At 72.7% G+C, this 19085-nt stretch carries 19 protein-coding genes and 2 pseudogenes; 11 read left to right on the plus strand and 10 right to left on the minus strand.

What is annotated here, in order from left to right:
* Positions 1-13 precede the first annotated feature (13 nt).
* Positions 14-1210: an acyl-CoA dehydrogenase family protein gene (locus tag KIF24_RS26855; RefSeq protein ID WP_221086405.1), complete on the minus strand. Its 1197-nt coding sequence runs from the start codon at positions 1208-1210 to the stop codon at positions 14-16.
* A gap of 207 nt (positions 1211-1417) precedes the next feature.
* Here KIF24_RS26855 and KIF24_RS34775 point away from each other — a divergent pair, with 207 nt between their 5' ends.
* A complete protein-coding gene (locus KIF24_RS34775; RefSeq protein ID WP_221086406.1) occupies positions 1418-1894 on the plus strand; it encodes a DUF4190 domain-containing protein in 477 nt (158 codons plus the stop codon).
* A gap of 42 nt (positions 1895-1936) precedes the next feature.
* On the opposite strand, the gene KIF24_RS26865 is transcribed toward KIF24_RS34775, so the two are convergent.
* Positions 1937-2773 carry an SDR family NAD(P)-dependent oxidoreductase gene (locus KIF24_RS26865; RefSeq protein ID WP_407940017.1) on the minus strand — a complete coding sequence of 279 codons (837 nt, stop codon included), beginning with the start codon at positions 2771-2773 and terminating at the stop codon, positions 1937-1939.
* A 190-nt stretch (positions 2774-2963) separates the two neighbouring features.
* Between KIF24_RS26865 and KIF24_RS26870 the strand changes: the two genes are divergently transcribed.
* Positions 2964-3515, plus strand: a complete 552-nt coding sequence (locus KIF24_RS26870) for a DUF4190 domain-containing protein (RefSeq protein WP_221086408.1) — start codon at positions 2964-2966, stop codon at positions 3513-3515.
* Between the two features lie 74 nt (positions 3516-3589).
* Here KIF24_RS26870 and KIF24_RS26875 read toward each other — a convergent pair whose 3' ends face one another.
* Positions 3590-4546 (minus strand): HpcH/HpaI aldolase/citrate lyase family protein, encoded by a 957-nt coding sequence (locus KIF24_RS26875; protein ID WP_221086409.1) that lies wholly within the window; start codon positions 4544-4546, stop codon positions 3590-3592.
* 124 nt (positions 4547-4670) lie between these two features.
* On the opposite strand from KIF24_RS26875, the pseudogene KIF24_RS26880 reads away from it, so the two are divergent.
* Together KIF24_RS26880 and KIF24_RS26885 are read left to right on the plus strand one after the other, a co-directional pair.
* Positions 4671-5496: pseudogene (locus KIF24_RS26880) on the plus strand (SDR family NAD(P)-dependent oxidoreductase).
* Between the two features lie 62 nt (positions 5497-5558).
* A complete protein-coding gene (locus tag KIF24_RS26885) occupies positions 5559-6278 on the plus strand; it encodes a GNAT family N-acetyltransferase (RefSeq protein ID WP_221086410.1) in 720 nt (239 codons plus the stop codon).
* Positions 6279-6287: 9 nt separating this feature from the next.
* Here KIF24_RS26885 and KIF24_RS26890 read toward each other — a convergent pair whose 3' ends face one another.
* Positions 6288-7259, minus strand: a complete 972-nt coding sequence (locus KIF24_RS26890; protein ID WP_407939965.1) for a DMT family transporter — start codon at positions 7257-7259, stop codon at positions 6288-6290.
* Positions 7260-7356: 97 nt separating this feature from the next.
* Between KIF24_RS26890 and KIF24_RS26895 the strand changes: the two genes are divergently transcribed.
* Complete coding sequence (locus KIF24_RS26895) at positions 7357-8067, plus strand: HAD family hydrolase (protein ID WP_221086412.1); 711 nt, start codon at positions 7357-7359, stop codon at positions 8065-8067.
* Positions 8068-8088: 21 nt separating this feature from the next.
* On the opposite strand, the gene KIF24_RS26900 is transcribed toward KIF24_RS26895, so the two are convergent.
* Together KIF24_RS26900 and KIF24_RS26905 are read right to left on the minus strand one after the other, a co-directional pair.
* Positions 8089-8592, minus strand: a complete 504-nt coding sequence (locus KIF24_RS26900) for a hypothetical protein (RefSeq protein ID WP_221086413.1) — start codon at positions 8590-8592, stop codon at positions 8089-8091.
* A gap of 40 nt (positions 8593-8632) precedes the next feature.
* Positions 8633-9501, minus strand: a pseudogene (locus tag KIF24_RS26905) (PhzF family phenazine biosynthesis protein).
* Between the two features lie 33 nt (positions 9502-9534).
* Between KIF24_RS26905 and KIF24_RS26910 the strand changes: the two are divergent.
* The 3 genes from KIF24_RS26910 to KIF24_RS26920 all read left to right on the plus strand — a co-directional run bounded on the left by KIF24_RS26910 (position 9535) and on the right by KIF24_RS26920 (position 12682).
* Positions 9535-10842: a magnesium transporter MgtE N-terminal domain-containing protein gene (locus KIF24_RS26910; RefSeq protein ID WP_331461298.1), complete on the plus strand. Its 1308-nt coding sequence runs from the start codon at positions 9535-9537 to the stop codon at positions 10840-10842.
* Complete coding sequence (locus KIF24_RS26915; RefSeq protein ID WP_221086414.1) at positions 10839-11468, plus strand: DUF1003 domain-containing protein; 630 nt, start codon at positions 10839-10841, stop codon at positions 11466-11468. Before KIF24_RS26910 ends, KIF24_RS26915 begins: the two co-directional genes overlap by 4 nt.
* Positions 11469-11533: 65 nt before the next feature.
* Entirely contained in the window at positions 11534-12682 is a 1149-nt protein-coding gene (locus KIF24_RS26920) for an Mrp/NBP35 family ATP-binding protein (RefSeq protein ID WP_221086415.1), read from the plus strand.
* A 29-nt stretch (positions 12683-12711) separates the two neighbouring features.
* Here the strand turns inward: KIF24_RS26920 and KIF24_RS26925 are convergent, their stop codons facing one another.
* Together KIF24_RS26925 and KIF24_RS26930 are read right to left on the minus strand one after the other, a co-directional pair.
* Positions 12712-13137, minus strand: coding sequence for a Sec-independent protein translocase family protein (locus KIF24_RS26925; protein WP_221086416.1), 426 nt, complete (start codon positions 13135-13137; stop codon positions 12712-12714).
* Between the two features lie 71 nt (positions 13138-13208).
* Positions 13209-14528, minus strand: coding sequence for a S1C family serine protease (locus KIF24_RS26930; RefSeq protein WP_221086417.1), 1320 nt, complete (start codon positions 14526-14528; stop codon positions 13209-13211).
* Positions 14529-14723: 195 nt separating this feature from the next.
* Between KIF24_RS26930 and KIF24_RS26935 the strand changes: the two genes are divergently transcribed.
* Positions 14724-15398 carry an O-methyltransferase gene (locus KIF24_RS26935; protein ID WP_230415916.1) on the plus strand — a complete coding sequence of 225 codons (675 nt, stop codon included), beginning with the start codon at positions 14724-14726 and terminating at the stop codon, positions 15396-15398.
* A gap of 39 nt (positions 15399-15437) precedes the next feature.
* Here the strand turns inward: KIF24_RS26935 and KIF24_RS26940 are convergent, their stop codons facing one another.
* Positions 15438-16904 (minus strand): leucyl aminopeptidase family protein, encoded by a 1467-nt coding sequence (locus KIF24_RS26940; RefSeq protein ID WP_221086418.1) that lies wholly within the window; start codon positions 16902-16904, stop codon positions 15438-15440.
* 200 nt (positions 16905-17104) lie between these two features.
* Positions 17105-17272 carry a DUF3117 domain-containing protein gene (locus tag KIF24_RS26945; protein WP_203990634.1) on the minus strand — a complete coding sequence of 56 codons (168 nt, stop codon included), beginning with the start codon at positions 17270-17272 and terminating at the stop codon, positions 17105-17107.
* A 190-nt stretch (positions 17273-17462) separates the two neighbouring features.
* On the opposite strand from KIF24_RS26945, the gene KIF24_RS26950 reads away from it, so the two are divergent.
* Positions 17463-18287: a PaaX family transcriptional regulator gene (locus KIF24_RS26950; protein WP_221086419.1), complete on the plus strand. Its 825-nt coding sequence runs from the start codon at positions 17463-17465 to the stop codon at positions 18285-18287.
* Positions 18284-19075, plus strand: coding sequence for an enoyl-CoA hydratase-related protein (locus tag KIF24_RS26955; RefSeq protein WP_221086420.1), 792 nt, complete (start codon positions 18284-18286; stop codon positions 19073-19075). Before KIF24_RS26950 ends, KIF24_RS26955 begins: the two co-directional genes overlap by 4 nt.
* The last annotated feature ends 10 nt before the right edge of the window (positions 19076-19085 follow it).

Below are 19085 nucleotides of genomic sequence, written 5' to 3' on the forward strand. Positions count from 1 at the left end.
GCCCCTCCTCGCCTCAGAGCTTGTAGTCGCGGAGCAGGCCGCGAGAGATGATCGTTTTCTGGATCTCCGAGGTGCCCTCGCCGATGAGCAGGAACGGCGCCTCCCGCATCAACCGCTCGATCTCGTACTCCGTGGAGTAGCCGTAGCCGCCGTGGATGCGGAACGCCTCCTGGACGACCTCGGCGCAGTACTCCGAGGCGAGCAGCTTGGCCATTCCCGCCTCGACGTCGTTGCGCTGGCCGGCGTCCTTGAGCCGGGCGGCGTTGACCATCAGGGCGTGCGCCGCCTCGATCTTCGTGCCCATCTCGGCGAGTTTGAAGGCGATGGCCTGGTGCTTCGCGAGCGGCTGGCCGAAGGTCCGGCGCTGCTGGGCGTACCCGACGGCCAGCTCGAAGGCGCGGATGGAGATGCCGCAGGCGCGGGCGGCGACGTTGACCCGGCCCACCTCGATGCCGTCCATCATCTGGTAGAAGCCGCGGCCGACCTGTTCGGCGCCGCCGAGGACGGCGGTGCCGGGGACGGTGACGCCGTCGAGCACCATCTCGGTGGTCTCGACGCCCTTGTAGCCCATCTTGTCGATCTTTCCGGGGATGGTCAGGCCGGGAGCCGTCTCGCCGAAGCCGGGCTCCTTCTCCAGCAGGAAGGTGCTCATGTTGCCGTACACCGAGTCGGCGCCGGTGTCCGTCCTGACCAGGGTGGCCACCACCGAGGAGTACGCGCCGTTGGTCAGCCACATCTTCTGGCCGTCGAGGACGTAGTTGTCGCCGTCGCGGACCGCCCTCGACTTGATCGCCGAGACGTCGGAGCCGCACTCCGGTTCCGACATGGAGAAGGCGCCGCGAACCTCACCGGTGGCCATTCGCGGCAGCAGCCGGGCCCGCTGCTCGGCGGAGCCGTGTTGCGAGATCAGGTACGCCACGATGAAGTGCGTGTTGACGATCCCGGAGATCGACATCCAGCCTCGGGACAGCTCCTCCACCACCAGGGCGTAGGTCAGCAGGGACTCGCCGAGACCACCGTGTTCCTCGGCGATGGTGAGGCCGAACAGCCCCATCTCCTTCATGCCGTCGAGGATGGCGGCCGGGTACTCGTCAGCGTGTTCCAGCCGCTGCGCCTGCGGGATGATCTCCTTGTCGGCGAACTCCCGGACGGTCTCCAGGATCGACCGCTGCTCGTCGGTCAGGCCGGGCGTCCGGGCCAGTCGCGCCATCTCAGCCTCCGGGGCAGTCGGTGCGTACTCGTCAGTAACTGGACGCTCGATCAGTATCGGTCGAGGGGCCGGCGTGGCCAAGGCGACCAGTCCACCCAAGCGCTGTGAAAAGGTTCACCGCTGCGGGTAGCGTCCCGCAATGGGGACGTCCTCCACCAGGAGCGGGCCGTCCTGTGAAGACCGTACGGCGAGGCGGAGGAGGAGAGCGTGAGCCAACCACCGGAGCCCGACCAGCCGCCGTCGCCATACGAGCCACCGCCCGGCGGGCAGCAGCCGCAGTACGGGCAGCAGCAGCCGCCGCCCCATGGCCAGCCGCCGCCGTACGGCCAGCCGTCGTACGAACATCCGGGTCAGCCGCCGCACGGCCAGCAGTGGGGGCAGCAGCCGCCGTACGCCCCGCAGGTTCCCTACGGGCAGTTCGGCCCGCCGGCCGGGCAGGGCGGCGGGCGTGGCACCAACGTGCTCGCCGTCCTGTCGCTGGTCTTCGCCTTCGTCTTCGCCCCCGCCGGCATCGCCCTCGGGCACCTGGCCAAGCGCCAGCTCCGCACCAGCGGCGAGGACGGCGAACAGCTCGCCACCTGGGGCCTGATCCTCAGTTACGTCTTCACCGGGATCTACCTGGTGGCCTGCTGCGGCTGGCTCGCGCTGGTGATCTGGGCCGGCTCCGACGGCACCAGCACCTGAGCCGAGCCAGCACCTGAGGACGGCACCGGCGGTGGGGCGGAATCAGCGGAACTGGGCCTCCCGCACGCTGTTGCCGCCGTCGACCACCAGCATCTGACCGGTGATGTACGACGCCGCCGGCGAGCAGAGGAAGGTGATCGCGGCGGCCACCTCGTCCGGCGTGCCGGGGCGCCCCACCGGCGTGCCCAGGCCCTGCTTGAGCTCGGCCATGGTCGAGGCGGCGGTGTAGATGGTGCCCGGGGCCACCGCGTTCACCGTCACCCCGTCGGCGATCATCTCCATCGCCAACGCCCGGGTCAGGCCCACCACGCCCGCCTTGGCCGCCGCGTACGCCGCCTCGGTGGGCAGCGCGTTGACCGGCCCGGAGGTGGCCGCCAGGTTCACGATCCGACCCCAGCCACGCTCGGCCATCCCGCCGATGAACGCCCGGCTGCAGAGGAATGCGGTGGTGAGGTTCCGGTCGATCTCGCCACGCCACTCGTCGTAGCTGAGCTGGGCCACCGGGCGCAGCACCTCCGGGCTGGCCCGGCTGGCCAGACCGGCGTTGTTGACCAGCACCTCGACGTCACCGAGCTGCTCGGTGACGGCGTCGGCCAGCGCGCCGACCTCCGACTCGTCGGTGAGGTCGGCGACGAACCCGGTCACCCCGAGTTCGCCGGCCCGTTCGTGGATCCGGCGGGTGGTGGAGACGATCGCCACCCGGGCACCCAGGTCGGCCAGGCGACGAGCGGTGGCGTACCCGATGCCGTCCGGGCTGCCCGCCCCGGTCACCAGCGCGACCTTGCCGTCCAGGCGCATCGTCACCGGCTCGGGCAGCGGGGCCGGCGCGTCCTGCTCGCCAGGCCCCGCTGTGGTGGCTGGACGGGAGCGCCGGGCCACACCCGGCCGGCTGACGTCCCGTCTCGGTCTGTTGCCGGAACGGTCCGCCGCGCGTGCGTCAATCCCCATGCCGAGATCCTGCCCTCTGCCGCCGCGGCGGGCAACGCGCCCCCCGCTGCCGGGCGCGTCGCGGAGTATCCGGCAGTGACTACCCTGACTGCGCCACAGCAGCGCGACGGAAGAGAGCCCGATGACACAGCCCCCGCCGGCCGGCGGCTGGCCCGACCCCGCGTCGACCGGCCAGCCTTCGAGCAGCCCGCCCGTCGACCCGACCCTGCCGGTCAGCCCGCACCCGCAGCTGCCGACACAGCCCACCGGGTACGACCCGTACCAGCCGGCCACCGACCCGTACGCCGGCATGACGCCGAACCCGGGCCAGCCGCCGGCCGCCGCACCGTACCCGCCCGCCGGCTATCCCCCGCCGGCCGGATACCCGCCGGTCCCGCCCGGCTACGGCTATCCGCCACCCGGGTACGGCTACCCGCAGCAGAAGACCAACTCGATGGCCATCGTCGCCCTGGTGCTCTCCCTGATCGGCATCGGTTCGTGCATCACCGCCCCGATCGGGGCGATCATGGGACACGTGGCCATGCGCCAGATCCGGGAGACCGGCGAGGGCGGCGAGGGGATGGCGAAGGCCGCCATCATCGTCGGCTGGATCCTCACCGGCCTGCTCGCGCTGGTGATCATCGGCTATGCCATCGCGATCGCCTTCGCCATCGCGGGCTCCTCCTCCGTCTGAACGGGCCGGCGCCCGTACCGACGGCCGCCGGTGCCCGCCCCGGCAGCGGTCGGGGCGGGCATGGAAGACGGTGGCTATTCGGCCGGCGGGTCGAAGGTCGAGGTGCGCGTCATGCCGGCGGCCCGGCCCTTGGCCGCGATCACCAGCGCCATCTTGCGGGACGCCTCGTCGATCATCTCGTCGCCGAGCATGACCGCGCCGAGCCTGCCGCCCGCCTCCGAGGTGTAGTGCTCGTACGCGTCCAGGATCAACTCGGCGTGGTCGTAGTCGGCCTGGGCCGGTGAGTAGACCTCGTTCGCGGCGTCGATCTGCCCGGGGTGCAGCACCCACTTGCCGTCGAACCCGAGCGCCGCCGAGCGCCTGGCCACCGCCCGGAACGCGTCGGTGTCCCTCACCTGCAGGAACGGGCCGTCGATGGCCTGCTTGTCGTGCATCCGGGCGGCCATCAGGATGCGCATCAGGATGTAGTGGTACGGATCCCCCGGGTAGTCCGGGATGAGCCCGCCGACCACCAGCGACCTCATGTTGATCGAGGCCATGAAGTCGGCCGGGCCGAAGATGATCGTCTCGATGCGGGGCGAGGCGGCGGCGATGGCGTCGACGTTGACCAGCCCCGCCGCGTTCTCGATCTGCGCCTCGATGCCGATCCGGCCCACCTGGAGGCCGAGGGCCTTCTCCAGTTGGGTCAGCGTCATGTCCAGCCACCGCACCTGCGCCGCGTCCTGCACCTTGGGCAGCATCACGCAGTCGAGGTTGTCGCCCGCGCCCTCCACCACATCGATCACGTCCCGGTACGTCCAGGGCGTGGTGAGGTCGTTCACCCGGACCGCCCGGGTCTTGCCCGCCCAGTCCCCCTCGTTGAGCGCCGCCACGATGTTCTTCCGGGCATCCGGCTTGGCCAGCGGCGCGACCGCGTCCTCCAGGTCGAGGAAGACCTGGTCGGCCGGCAGGCCCTGGGCCTTGCCGAGCATCTTGACGCTCGATCCGGGCACGGCCAGGCAGGACCGGCGGGGGCGCCCAACGACGGCCATCGACTGCGCTCCTTCCGGGTGCGGCGGCCACGCCGGCACCGGCTCGGGACCCGGCAACTTGACGACCCCAAAGGTGTTTGTGACGCCACGGTAACCTCGTGCCGTGACCGGGGTGAATGGACCTGTGGAGGATCTCACTGAGCGCCGGCTGGTGGTGATCACGGGTGCCAGCTCCGGCATCGGACTGGCCGCCGCCACCAAGCTGGCGTGCCGTGGTGACCAGGTGGTGCTGGTCGGCCGGGACCCGTCCCGGTTGCGGGTTGCCGCCGACGAGGTGCGCGAGAGGTCCGGAGAGCGGCCCGAGGTGTTCCGCGCCGACTTCGCGGTGCTCGACGACGTCCGGCAGTTGGCCGAACAACTGCGTGCCGCCTATCACCGGATCGACGTGCTGGCCAACAACGCCGGCGCGATCGTGCTCCAGCCGGTCACCACGGTCGACGGCTTCGAGCTGTCCATCCAGGCCAACCACCTGGCGCCCTTCCTGCTCGGCAGCCTGCTGGCCGACCGGGTGCGCCGGATGGTGGTGACCGCCTCCGGCGCGCACCGCAGCGGCGCCCTCGACCCCGACGATCTCAACGCGCCGCTGCGCCGCTACCGGCCGTTGTCCGCCTACGGCACCCAGCAAGCAGGCGAACATCCTGTTCACCGCGGAGGCGGTGCGGCGGTGGCCGCAGGTCGACTCGTACTGCTTCCATCCCGGGGTGGTGCGGACCCGCTTCGGCAACGACAGCCGGATCGTCGCCCTGGGCATGCGACTGCTGCCGTTCCGTAGCCCGGTCAAGGGGTCGCAGACGCTGGTGTGGCTGGCCAACCAGGACCGGTCCCGGCTGGTCGACGGCGGCTACTACTTCGACTGCCGGCCACGCCGCCCGTGGCCGAAGGCGGCCGACCCGCGACTCGCGGCGCGGCTCTGGACGGCCAGCGCCAGCGCCGTCGGCCTCCCGGACTGACGACACATCGGGCGGGACAACCGGGTCGTCACGGCCGGCAGAAAGTTGCGATACTCCGCGCCATGACGGTCACCGAAGGCGCCAGTCTGCGGGTGCTGGGCAAGGACGAGGAACTGACCACCCGGTTGGACGCGGAGCTGACCGCCTTCAACCAGCAGGCCACCGGCGCCGCCGACGAGGCGGAGCTGTCCGTCCGGGTCACCGACGCGGGCGGTGAACTGCTGGCGGGGTTGACCGGGTGGAGCTGGGGCACCTGCGCCGGGATCAACATGGTCTGGGTACGCGAGGACCGCCGCGGCGAGGGCTGGGGCGGCCGGCTGTTGGCGGCGGCCGAGCAGGAGGCCCGGCGGCGCGGCTGCACCGAGATCTCCGTCGCCTCGTTCTCGTTCCAGGCTCCGGGCTTCTACCGCCGGCACGGCTACCTCGACACCGGCCGCCGGGAGGGCATCCCGGGCGGCCACGTCGACCACCAGTTCTGGAAGTCGCTGGTCACCGACCCGGCCGCCGCGGTGCGCCTGGTCGCGCTGGTGGAGCTGCCCGATGGCACGGTCGACACCGGGCAACGGTACGAGGACACCGTGCTCGCCCGGTTGCCCCGCCACGCCGGCCGGCTGGAGCGACGGTTGCGCACCGGCGACGGGCGCAGCGAGGTGCACGTCATCAGGTTCGACACCCGGGCCGGCTACGAGGCGTTCCTGGCCGATCCGGAGCGGGCCGCGCTGCGGGCGGCGCTCGGTGACGCCGCGCCGGAGACCCGGGTGCTGGAGGTGCACGAGGTCTGACCGGCGGGTTCAGTCCCGGACCGGGGCCGCGTCGGCGGGGACGGCGGTGCTGACCCGCGACGTGCGTCGAGCCGTCCGGGCGGTCGACACCACCACGACGGCGACGCCCGCCAGCAGCAACGCCAGCCCGGGCAGGGTCACCGGGTCGGGCAGCTGCCCCAGCCACGCCCAGCCGATCAGTGCCGCGCCGGGGGCTTCCAGGAGGATCAGCACGCTGACCGTGGTGGCCGAGATGCGGCGCAGCGCGTAGCTGAACATCGAGTGGCCGAGCAGTTGTGCCCCGGCGACCAGGGCGAGCACGGCCAGCCAGGTCCCGGTGTCGAAGCCACTCAGCGGCACCCCGCCGACCAGGCAGACCACCAGCAGGATCAGCCCGCACACCCCGTAGCAGATGGTGGTGTAGGTGGCGTTGCTGACGGTGACCCGGGCACGCTCACCCAGCGCGGTGTACACCGCCGCGAACATCCCCCCGGCGAGGGCCAGCAGGTCACCGGCGAATGCCTCGCCGGAGACCGTGAAATCGGCGCCGGTCGCCAACCCCGCCCCGACGACCGCCACCCCGATGCCGGCCCACACCCCCAGCGGCAGCCGGCGGCCCTGCACCCGGGCGATCAGGCCCTGCCAGACCGGCTGGGTGGCGACCAGTGCCGTCGCCGCGGCCACCGAGGTGAGCTTCGCACTCGGCATCCAGGCGGCGAAGTGGGCCGCCAACGCCACCCCGGACAACACGCAGAACATGCCCTCGCGCCGGCCCACCCCGCTGACCAGGGACCGGAACTCGGCCCGCCGCCGGGCCAACGCGAACGGACTCAACACGGCCACCGCGAGCAGGTTGCGCCAGAACGCGATGGCCAGGGCCGGCGCGGCCGCGAAGGCGATCAGCGGCGCGGACGACGAGACGGCGACGACGGCGAGGGCCAGCGCTCCGCCGGTCAGCAGGTCCAGCGGCGGACGCTGGGGTTCGGGGGACACGAGACGCAATCCTCACACGGCACCGGGCAACACTTTCCGTCAACGTTCGGTTACGATCATGCGTGTCCTCGCCAGGGCCTCCTCTCTTCCCGCCCGGAGGCACCGCATGCCCAGGTTCCAGGCGGTGCTGTTCGACTTCTTCGGCACGCTGACCCGTCCGGTCCGGCGTGGCGCCGGTCACCGCACCACCGCCGAACTGCTCGGCTGCCCGCCCGACACCTTCGTGGAGGTGCTGGACCGCAGCTACTACGAGCGTGCCAGCGGGCGCTTCGGCAGCGCCGAGGCCACCCTGCGCTGGGTGTGCGAGCAGGCCGGCGTACACCCGCCCGAGGAGGCGTTGCGGGCGGCGGTGGCCGCCCGGCACCGGGCCGTACGCGCGGACACCCGGCTGCGGGACGACGCGGTACCGACCCTGCGGGCGCTGCGGGGGCGGGGCGTGCGTACCGGCGTGATCAGCGACTGCACCCACGAGTTGCCGGTGTTCCTGCCGGAGCTGGCGATCGCCCTGTTGCTCGACGTCCGGGTCTTCTCCATCCAGGTGGGACGGTGCAAACCGGACTCCGCGCTCTATCTGGCCGCCTGTGCGCGGCTGGACCTGTGCCCGCAGGACTGTCTCTACGTCGGTGACGGCGGCAGCCAGGAACTGACCGGCGCGCAGCGTGCCGGCATGAGCGCCGCGCGACTCGCCGCGCCCGACCTGGTCGACCACCTGGTCTTCAACCCCGACGCCGGATGGGCCGGTCGGATGCTGGGCACGCTCGGTGAGGTGATCGACCTGGTCGAGGAGGTGACGGCGCCGGTGGGGGCACCGTGGTGAGCGAGCTCGGCTGCGGTGGCGTCAACGACGCCGGACGCGGTGCAACCGGAACGGCCGGCGGGTGACCCGGACGGCCGGCGACGGCCGGGGTGGCTCGGCCAGCGAGGCGGCGGGCAGCTCGGTGCCGTGCGCCGGCTGGCCGGCGGGAGCCAGCCGGGCCAGTACGCAGCCGTCGGCGGCCCAGCGCGCCACCAGGTCCGCGGTGGCCCCACGGGCGTTCAGTCGCTTGGCCCCGACCAGTGGGGCCAGCGTGTCCCACTCCCCGGTGCCCGGGACCACCCGGGTCACCCGCGCCGGCCAGGTGACTATCCGGCCACCATGGTCGCCACGGAGCGTCACCTGCGCCTCGTCGGTCTCGGCCAGCCCGGGCGCGGACTGCTCACCCGGGCCGCTGACCACGAACAGCACGCCCTCCAACGGCACGCACCACAGGGCGAGCGACGGGCCGCCGCCAACCGCGACCCAGGCCACCGAGGCCTTCTTCATCGCCTCGTCCACAAGTGGGCTGTTGCGCTCGTCGCTCACCGTCGCATCCTCTCGTACCCGGGCCGTACCTGCCGCCCGGTCAGCCGACGAACGGCGGGACCAGGATCTCGCCCCGCGCCACCGGCATCACCTGACCGGCGACGCTGGCGCCCACCACCGTGCCACCGGCTGCGGTCACCACGCAGGCCAACGAGGACGGTCGGCCCATCTCGGCGCCCTGCCGCACCGTGTACGACGATCGTCCCTCGCCGGGCAGCAGGCCGCTGGCGACCAGCCACACCCCAGGCCGAGCGCCGCCGACCCGGTGGCCGGGTCCTCCGGTACGCCGAGGCCGGGGACGAAGACCCGGGCGTGCGCGGTTTGCGTGGCGCCGTTCCAGGAGAAGACGCTGACGTGCTCGATCCCGTACCGCCGCGCCGCGACCGGGTCGACCTGTGCCCGCGCCACGGCTTCGGGACGGACCGGCAGGAACGGGAACTCCAGGCCGCAGCCGGCCACCCGGGGTGGCGGGCCGAGATGGTCCCCGGCACCCAACGCGGCCATCTCCAGCAGCGGCTCCGGGTCCAGTTCGGGCCCGAGAGTGGGGCCACCCCCCGTGAGGGTGGCACCACCGGCGGTCACCTCGATCGGCAGCACCCCGGCGCCACACTCCTGAGTGACCTGCCCCACACCGAACAGACCCCGCCGGCTGGCGGTCACCGCGGCACCGACGCTCGGATGCCCGGCGAACGGCAGTTCCTCCACCGGGGTGAAGATCCGGGCCCGGTAGGTGGCACCGACCTGGGTGGCGGGCAGCACGAAGACCGTCTCGGAGAGGTTGAACTCCCTGGCCAGCGCCTGCATCTGCTCGGTGGCCAGCCCTTCGGCACCGAACACCACCGCGAGCGGGTTTCCCGCGTACGGACGGTCGGTGAAGACGTCCACGATCTCGTAGGCCAAGGTCGACATGTTGATAGACACTAGGCCCTTAGGCTGGTGCCCGTGAGCACGCCGACCCGGGTCTACCTCGCCCGCCTCTCCGGAGTGGCCGTCTTCGACCCCAACGGCGACCAGGTCGGCCGGGTGCGCGACGCGGTGGCCCGGCTGCGGGCGAGCCAACGACCGCCCGAGGTGGTGGGCCTGGTCGCCGAGATGCCGATGCGTCGGCGGATCTTCCTCTCCATCAACCGGATCACCTCGATCGACGCGGACGCGGTGGTGTTGGGCAGCGGCACACTCAACCTCCGCCGGTTCGAGAAGCGCCCCAACGAGCTGCTGGTGCTCCAGGAGATGCTGGACCGCCGGGTGCAGGTCGAACCGGATGCCCGGGCGGCCACGGTGGTGGACGTGGCGATGGAGTGCAGCCGCAGCGGCGAGTGGTCCCTCGCCAGGGTGGCCGTACGCGAACAGACCGGCCGGCTGGCCCGCCGGGGCACCCTGCGCCAGGTCGAGTGGGACCAGGTACGCGGCCTCAGTGGCGTGGCCGACACCCGGGGAACCGCCAACCTGCTGGCCGTGCTGGAGGAGCTGCGCCCGGCCGACCTGGCCAACGCCTTGCAGGATCTTCCCGACGCCCGGCGCAACGAGGTCGCCGCGGCCCTGGACGACCAGCGGCTCGCCGACGTGCTGAGCGAGTTGCCCGAGCGCGACCAGGTCGAGATTCTCGCCGCGCTGGACCGCGAGCGGGCCGCCGACATCCTGGAGGAGATGGAACCGGACGACGCCGCCGACCTGCTCGGCGAGCTGCCCCCTCCGGAACAGGACGTGCTGCTCGACCTGATGGAACCGGACGAGGCCGATTCGGTGCGGCAGCTGCTGAAGTACACCCCGGGCACCGCCGGCAGCGTGATGACCTCCGAACCGGTCATCCTGCCCCCGGACGCGACCGTGGCGGAGGCGCTGGCCCGGATCCGGGAGCCGCAGCTGTCCCCGGCGGTGGCCGCGCAGGTCTTCGTGACCCGCGCGCCGATGGCCACGCCCACCGGCCGTTACCTGGGCATGGTGCACTTCCAGCGGCTGCTCCGCGAGCCTCCGGCCGACCTGCTGGGCGGGGTGGTGGTCAACGACATCGACCCGCTGCGCCCGGCCACCCCGCTGCCGGAGATCACCCGCCGGATGGCCACCTACGACCTGGTGGCCATGCCGGTGATCGACCGCAACAACCGGCTGGTAGGTGCCGTGACCGTCGACGACGTGCTGGACCATTCGCTGCCCCGGGACTGGCGGGACCGGGACGCGGCGGCGGGCGTCAGCCCGGACCCGGCGGTGCGGTCGGCCATCCCCGACGCGGCGACGGACGGTGCGCGATGAGTGAGCAGCGACGGGCGGAGCGGCTGGACCTCCCGCGGGAGCCCCGCGGGCTGAAGCTGCCCCGGGTCGACCAGGAGACCTTCGGCCGGTGGGCGGAGGGCATCGCCCGCGGCATGGGTACCGCGAACTTCATCGTCTACATGACGCTGGTCATCGGCGCGTGGTTCGCCTGGAACACCCTCGCCCCGGCGGGCATGCGCTTCGACCCGTACACCTTCACCTTCCTCACCCTGGTCCTGTCCATCCAGGCGTCGTATGCCGCCCCGCTGATCCTGCTGGCGCAGAACCGCCAGTCGGATCGCGACCGGATCGCGTTGGACGAGGACCGGCGCCGGGCCACCATGCAGAAGGCCGACACCGAGTACCTGGCCCGGGAGATCGCCGCGCTGCGGATCGCGCTGGGCGAGGTGGCGACCCGGGACTTCCTCCGCTCGGAGCTGTCCCGGCTGGCCGAGGAGCTGGACGAGGCGGCGCAGCGGCGCCGGCGGCACGAGCGGCGGCAACAGGCGGGGCGAGCCACCCGCACCGACGGTGACGGGCTGGAGGAGCCCCGCGACGAGGTGGACGGCGATCACCCGGGTGGTCGCCGTGCCGACGTCGAGGCCTCCCGCCACCGGGAAACCTGATCGCCTCGCTCACACCGCTGCGGCCGGCGCCGGTCCCGGACCGCCACCGACGTAGCATTGCGGGCATGACAGCTCCCGTCAGCACCGTCAACGACGCTGTTCACGCCGCCCTGGCGACCGTCAACGACCCGGAGATCCGCCGGCCGATCACCGAACTCGGCATGGTCCGCTCCGCCGAGGTCGGTGAGGGCGGGGTGGTCCGGGTCGAGCTGTTGCTCACGGTGGCCGGCTGCCCGCTGAAGGACAAGCTGCGTACGGACATCACCGCCGCGGTGAGCGCGGTGAGCGGGATCACCGGCGTCGAGATCGAGTTCGGCGTGATGAGCACCGAGCAGCGTCAGGATCTCCAGGCCCAGCTGCGCGGTGGCGGCGCGACCGCGGAGCCCGTCATCCCCTTCGCCCAGCCCGGCTCCCGGACCCGGGTGTACGCGGTGGCCAGCGGCAAGGGTGGTGTGGGCAAGTCCAGCGTCACGGTGAACCTGGCCGCCGCGCTGGCTGCCCGAGGCCTCTCCGTCGGCGTGGTGGACGCGGACATCTACGGACACTCCGTGCCGCGGATGCTCGGCGCGGACGGCCGCCCCACCCGGGTCGAAGACATGATCATGCCGCCGCAGGCGCACGGCGTGAAGGTCATCTCGATCGGCATGTTCACCGACGGCAACGCCGCCGTGGTCTGGCGTGGCCCGATGCTGCACCGGGCGTTGCAGCAGTTCCTCGCCGACGTCTACTGGGGCGACCTCGACGTCCTCCTGCTCGACCTGCCACCCGGCACCGGCGACGTGGCCATCTCGCTGGCGCAACTGCTGCCCAACGCCGAGATCCTGGTGGTCACCACCCCGCAGGCCGCCGCCGCGGAGGTGGCCGAGCGGGCCGGCGCGATCGCCCTGCAGACGCACCAGCGGGTGGTGGGCGTGATCGAGAACATGTCCTGGCTGGAGCTGCCGGACGGCTCCCGGATGGAGATCTTCGGGGCCGGCGGCGGCCAGACGGTCGCCGACTCGCTGACCCGGACCATCGGCGCGCAGGTGCCGCTGCTGGGTCAGGTGCCGCTCGACACCCGGGTCCGGGAGGCGGGCGACCAGGGGCACCCGATCGTGTTGGCCGAGCCGGACTCCCCGGCGGCGAAGGCGATGAGCCAGGTCGCCGACCGGCTCGCGCTGCGCCGGGAGTCGCTGCTCGGCAAGCCGCTGGGCCTCAAGCCAGCCGGTCGCTGAGCGAGCCGGGCGTCAGGTGACCTCGTCCGTCAGGTGACCTCGTCGTAGCTGGCGAGGCGGGGCGCCGGAGCGGGGGCCGGGGCGGCGGTGCTCGCCGGGGCGGAACCGGGCCGGCGCGAGTCGACCGTGTCGGCCACGTCCTTGAGTTCGTTGTGCACGCCGGTCACGTCCGCGCGGAGATCGTCGTACACACCCTGCAACGGCTTCCGGATCGCCTGCTCGTCGTCCTCGCTGAGCAGGTGTTTACGGATGAACGCCTTGGGGTGCAGATCCTCCAGCTGGATGTCGGTGCCCAGCTCCTTGCTCAGGTCGGTGGTGGCGTTTCGGGCCATGTTGCGCAGGTTGCGCACCATCCGCAGCCCGTCGCTGATCACCGCCGGCAGCCGGTCGCCAAAGATCAGCAACGCCAGCAGCAGCAGCGCTCCGACCTCCCACACGTTCAGGTTCTCGAACACCCTGGCCTCCTCCCCCGGCTACCGCAGCCAGAGTACGCACGTCGGCGGCCCGGCCAGAAGGGGGTGAGAGGTCACTTCGCGTCCGCGGCGAGGGTCACCGAGGCGTTCTGCCGGGTCGAGCCCCGGCGGTACTCGACGGTCACCACCGAGCCGGGCGCGTACTTGCGGACCAGGGCGATCAGGTCGGTCGGTTCCGTCGTCGGACGGCCGTTGAGCTTCAGGATCACGTCGCCGGCTCGCAGCCCCGCACCGGCGGCCGGGCCGGACGGTTCGACCGTCGCGAGGCGCACTCCGCTGCCGCTGGTGCTCGATCCCGGCCCACCGACCTGGGCGCCGATCACGGTACGGCGGGCCTTCCCGGTGCCGATGATGTCCTGGGTGATCCGTTTGGCCTGGTTGATCGGGATGGCGAAGGCGAGGCCGATGTTCCCGGCCTCCTGGCCGTCGGCGACCAGGGACTTGATCGTGGAGTTGACCCCGATGACCCGTCCTGCCGCGTCGACCAGCGGCCCACCGGAGTTGCCGTGGTTGACCGCGGCGTCGGTCTGGATGGCGGCGTAGTAGCGCGTCGGGCCGCCCGGTTCGCCGGCGTACATGGTCCGGTCCAGGGCGCTGACGATCCCCGCGGTGACCGTGTTCGCCAGCGACAGCGGCGAACCGATGGCCAGCACCGGGTCGCCCACCGCCAGCGCGTCCGAGTCACCGAACTCGACCGGGCGCAGCCCGCTGCGGGAGACCTTGATCACTGCGATGTCGGACTCCGGATCCTGGCCCACCACCGTCGCCGCCGTGGAGCTGCCGTCGTTGAAGATCACCGACGCCTTCCCGGTGCCGCCGGCGACGACGTGGTCGTTGGTGATCACATGTCCGTCGGCGCTGGCGATGAACCCCGAGCCCTCGCTGGTGCCGCCCACCCCGGCCACCCGGACGGTCACCACGCTGGGCAGGACGCGCTCCGCGACCCCGGCCAGCGACTCCGGCGGGCGCTGGGCGAGCGTGGGCGCCGAGCCCGGAGCCGCACCGAGCACCGGAGCGGCCGCACCGCCCCGGATGGCGAAGGCGTAGCCGAGAGCACCGCCGAGCGTGCCGGCGAGCAGGGCCGTCACCAGTGGGATGAGCAACATCTGATGCAGCTTCGGCCGGCCCGGCGCATCCGGGTCGGCGACCGGTTCCGGCTCGGTGCCGGCGACCGGCGCCGCGGGCAGCAGCACCGCCGTCGGCGCGTTCGGGTCCCGCCACGGGTCGGCGAGCGCGTCGGACCACCACGGTGAGGCGGCCGGGTGGCCGCCGTCGCCCGGTGTCGCCGCGCCTGGCGGCGGTCGTCCGGGCACCGGCTGCCCCGCCGGTGTCCCGCTCGCGCCGGGCCGGCGCCAGTCCCAGCCGTCGGTCACTCGGTGCCTCCCACTCCGTCCCCCGGTATCCGCGATCCGCGATCGGGCGTCGCCAGAGCCGCGGTCGACGGGATACCGCTTCCAGGATTGCACGGATGCGCCGTACCGGGTCAGCGGTTGTCACCCCGGGGGATGCGCGGCTGCGCTCAGGGCGGGCCGCCTCTAGAGTCACAGTGCCCACCCGCCCTGCGCATCATGCTCGCCGCCCGGAGGTGCCTCATCGCCACGGTCGCCGGTTCCGGCAGTTCGACGAACCCGGCCCTGCAGTTCGCCGAGTCGTACGTTCTGGAGGACCTCGTGCTGCGGACCGCGCGCAGCCTCGCCCACGAGGTCGGCCTCGACACGGTCACGCCGGGTGCGGGTGCCGCGTTGCGCCTGCTCGCCGCCGCGGGCAACGCCCGCGCGGTGGTCGAGATCGGCACCGGTACCGGGGTCAGCGGCGTCTGGCTGCTGCGCGGTATGCGCGTCGGTGGGGTGCTCACCACCATCGACGTCGAGGTGGAGCATCAACGGATCGCCCGCCGCATCTTCGCCGAGGCCGGCTTCGTCGCCGGCCGGACGCGAATCATCACCGGTCGGGCGCTGGACGTCCTGCCCCGGCTCGCGGACGGCGCGTACGACCTGGTCTTCGTCGACGCCGAGGCGACCGGCTTCCCCGCGTGCGTGGACGCCGCGCTGCGGCTGCTGAGACCGGGCGGCGTGCTGGTGCTCAACGGCGCGCTCGCCGGTGGCCGGATCGGCGACCCGGCCGCCCGCGACGCGGAGACGGTGACGGTCCGCGAGACGGTGAAGGCGATCCGCGAGTCGGAGCACTGGATCCCGGCACTGCTGCCGCTCGGCCACGGGCTGCTCGCCGCGGTGCGCTGCTGAGCCGCCCGCTTCCCCGGCCGGCAGCCGCCCGTTGCCAGGTCAGGAGAGGCTGGCCAACCAGCGCAGCAGGCCGCGTACCCCCCAGCCGGTGGCGCCCCGGGTCAACTCGGCGTCGTCGCGCTCGCACCAGGAGGGCGCGGACATGTCGATGTGCAGCCAGCGATCGCGCAGGTCGCCGGTGAACTCGCGCAGGTAGAGGGCGGCCAGCACGGAACCGGCGCCCTGGGTGGGGGCACTGTGCAGGTCGGCCAGGTCGCTGCCGAGGTGCTCGACGTAGTCGGCGGCGAGCGGCATCCGCCAGGCGGCCTCGCCGGCCGCCTCGATGGCTGCCAGCAGCGCGGTGGCGAGCTGGTCGTTGTCGCTGTAGAGGGCGCCGGTGCGGGTGCCGAGCGCCACCGCGTTGGCTCCGGTCAGAGTGGCCAGGTCGATCAGCAGGTCGGGCTTGAGTTCCTGCTCGGCGTAGGCGAGCGCGTCGGCGAGAACCAGCCGGCCCTCGGCGTCGGAGTTCGTCGTCTCGCTGGTCAACCCGCCGTAGTGCCGGACGATGTCGCCGGGCCGGAAGGCGGCGCCGCTGACCATGTTCTCCGCCAGCGGCGCGAGGGTGGTGATCCGGACCGGCAGCCGCAGCGCCGCCGCGCCGAGGGTCGCCGCGACGACGGCGGCGGCACCGGCCATGTCCTTGCGCATCAGCTTCATCGCCGGCACCGGCTTGATCGAGATGCCGCCGGTGTCGAAGGTGATGCCCTTGCCGACCAGCACCACGTGGGTACCGGCGTCGGCCGGATGCCAGTCCAGCTCGACCAGCCGCGGACCGCTGGCCGATCCGCCGCCGACGGCGAGGATCCCGCCGAAGCCCTCGGCGGCCAGCTGCTCCGGCTCACGGACCCGCAGCCCGAGGCCGGGCAGCTCGGCGACGGCCTCGGCGACCTGGCCGGCGAACCACTGCGGGTTCTTCACCGAGGAGGGCATGTTGGTGAGGTCGCGGGCCAGCCGGGTCATCCGGGCGGTGGTCCGGGCCACCTCGACGGCCTGCTCGTAGGTCTCGGGAGCGGTGACCGCCAGGTCGACGCCGGTGAGCGCGGGAGCGTCGGAGTCGTCGCCGAGGCGGAACCGGTACGAACCCAGCAGCAGCCCCTCGACCAGGCCCCGCACCGCCTCCGTGGACACCCCGACCGGCAGCATGACTGTGATCTGAATCTCATTTCTGGCTGCCCGCACCAGCGCCGCCCCGGCGGCCCGCCACCCGGCCTCATCCGCCTCACCGACCCCGACCAGCAGCGATTGGGCGGGGGTACGCGCGGGGCGCAACTGGACGTGGACCTCGCCCGCCCGGCCCGCGAACCGGGCCATCGGGATCAGCGCAGCCGCCTCGTCGGCGACCCCGTCCGGCAGGGTCACCGCGGTCGGCATCGGCTCGGCCGGTGTGTCGTCGACGGCGCCCGGCCGCACGGGCAGGGCCACGGTGTCGAGCCGGTCCGGCTCGGCGGTGAGACGAATGGCGAGCACGCGGAGCCGTACCTCCTGGAGAAGATCGCGGAGCGGGCGGCCCCACGAGATGGCGGGTCGGGGCGGACGCCCCGGTTGATGGTGCGAACGCCCTGAGCCACCGGCTGCGCCGGTGGCTCAGGGCGAGAGCGTGTCCTCGGGAGACACGCCCTAGACGAACCGTCCGCAGGCGGCGAGCGTCGCCGACGAACCGGCCATGATCAGCCGACGGCCGCCTTCAGCGCGTCACCGAGAGCGGTCGCTTCGTCGGGAGTCATCTCGACGACGAGCCGGCCACCACCCTCCAGCGGGACCCGCATGACGATGCCCCGGCCCTCCTTGGTGACTTCCAGCGGACCGTCGCCCGTCCGCGGCTTCATCGCCGCCATGTTGTCTCCCCTCAGACCTACACCAGGGTCGGTGGGTTGCCCCACAGCCACTTCGCCATGACCACTCGCAACGTGCGCGGTGGTGTCGACCCACGATTTTCCCTGATGAACACCGCCGGACCCAAACCGAAGCAGCATTGATGTAACAGCATCTAGCTTATCCCGAGATGGCCTGTCACAATATGCGGTCATGCAGGCACGGTCGGCACTCTTCGACCTGTACGGCGACCACCTCCGACCCCGGGGTGGCCGCGCACCAGTTGCCGCCCTGGTCAAGCTGCTGGCACCACTCGGGATCGCCCCGCCCGCGGTACGGACGGCGGTTTCCCGCATGGTGCGCCAAGGCTGGCTCGAACCGATCAAGTTGACCTCCGGACCGGGATATTCGATCACACCGAAGGCGGCCCGCCGGCTCGACGAGGCAGCTTCCCGGATCTACCGCACCGGCCGGGTCACCTGGGACGGACGCTTCGACCTGCTGGTGTTGGACGCACCGACCGCACGCCGGGACCGCCAACGACTCGCCGCCAACCTGCGCTACCTCGGCTACGGCACGATGGACGAGCAGACATGGGTGGCCACCCGCCCCGCCGAGGACGTCGATCTGCTGCTCAGCGAGGCCGGCGTGCACTTCGAGCGGTTCAGCGCCGCGCACGCCGCCGGCACACCGGGCGCGATGGGCCTGGTCCGCCGGGCCTGGGACCTCGCCGAGATCGGCCGGGCGTACGAGCGGTTCGTCGCCGAGCAGCGGACGCTACTGACCGGCGTCACCGCCCGCAGCGGCGACGAGGAGGCGTACGCGGCCCGGTTCCGGCTGGTGCACGCGTGGCGTACCTTCCTCTTCCGGGACCCGCAGCTGCCACCGGCGCTGCTTCCCGAGCGCTGGCCCGGCACCGCCGCGGCCGGCTTCTTCGACCGCCACGCGGCCCGGCTCCGGCCGGCCGCGGACCGGTACGTCGAGCAGTGCCTCGACGGTGGAAACCGGACAGTCCGACAGAAGGGTCGCCACCCGTGACCGAGCCGCTGCTCGTCGACCGCACCGACGCCGTCACCACGCTCACCCTGAACCGCCCGGCGGCGATGAACGCGCTCGACGTGGGGCTCAAGGAGGCGCTCCGGGACGCCCTGGCCGAGCTGGAGTCCGACCGGACGTGCCGGGCGGTGGTGCTCGCCGGGGCCGGCGGGTCGTTCTGCGCCGGTCAGGACCTGCGCGAGCACGTGGGCACCCTCCAGGCGGGCCGCGGGAACCCGCTGGACACCGTCCAGGCGCACTACAACCCGATCGCCGCCGGGTTCGCCAGCCTGCCCAAGCCGGTGGTGGCCGCGGTGCGTGGCATGGCCGCCGGGGCGGGCGCCTCGCTGGCGTTCCTGGCCGACATCCGCATCGGCGGGCCGTCGACCAGCTTCCTGATGGCGTTCGCGAAGGTCGGGCTCGCCGCCGACACCGGCGCCTCCTGGACGCTGCCCCGGCTGGTCGGCCACGCCAAGGCCGTCGAGCTGCTGATGCTGGCCGAGCCGGTACGCGCCGACGAGGCCTGCCGGCTGGGGCTGCTCAACCGGATGGCCGACGACGACGAGAAGGTGCTGCCCATCGCCCAGGAACTGGCCGCCCGGCTCGCCGCCGGCCCGACGGTGGCCTACGGGGCGATCAAGCGCCAGCTCTCCGTCGCCGACGCGGGCACCCTGGCCGACGCGCTGGCCGCCGAGGCACAGGCACAGGCGATCTGCGGAGCGACCGCCGACCACCGTGCGGCCACCATGGCCTTCGTCGACAAGCAGAAGCCGGTCTTCGAGGGCCGCTGAGCCGCCCCTG

The organism is Micromonospora tarapacensis (assembly GCF_019697375.1).
GTDB lineage: Bacteria > Actinomycetota > Actinomycetes > Mycobacteriales > Micromonosporaceae > Micromonospora > Micromonospora tarapacensis.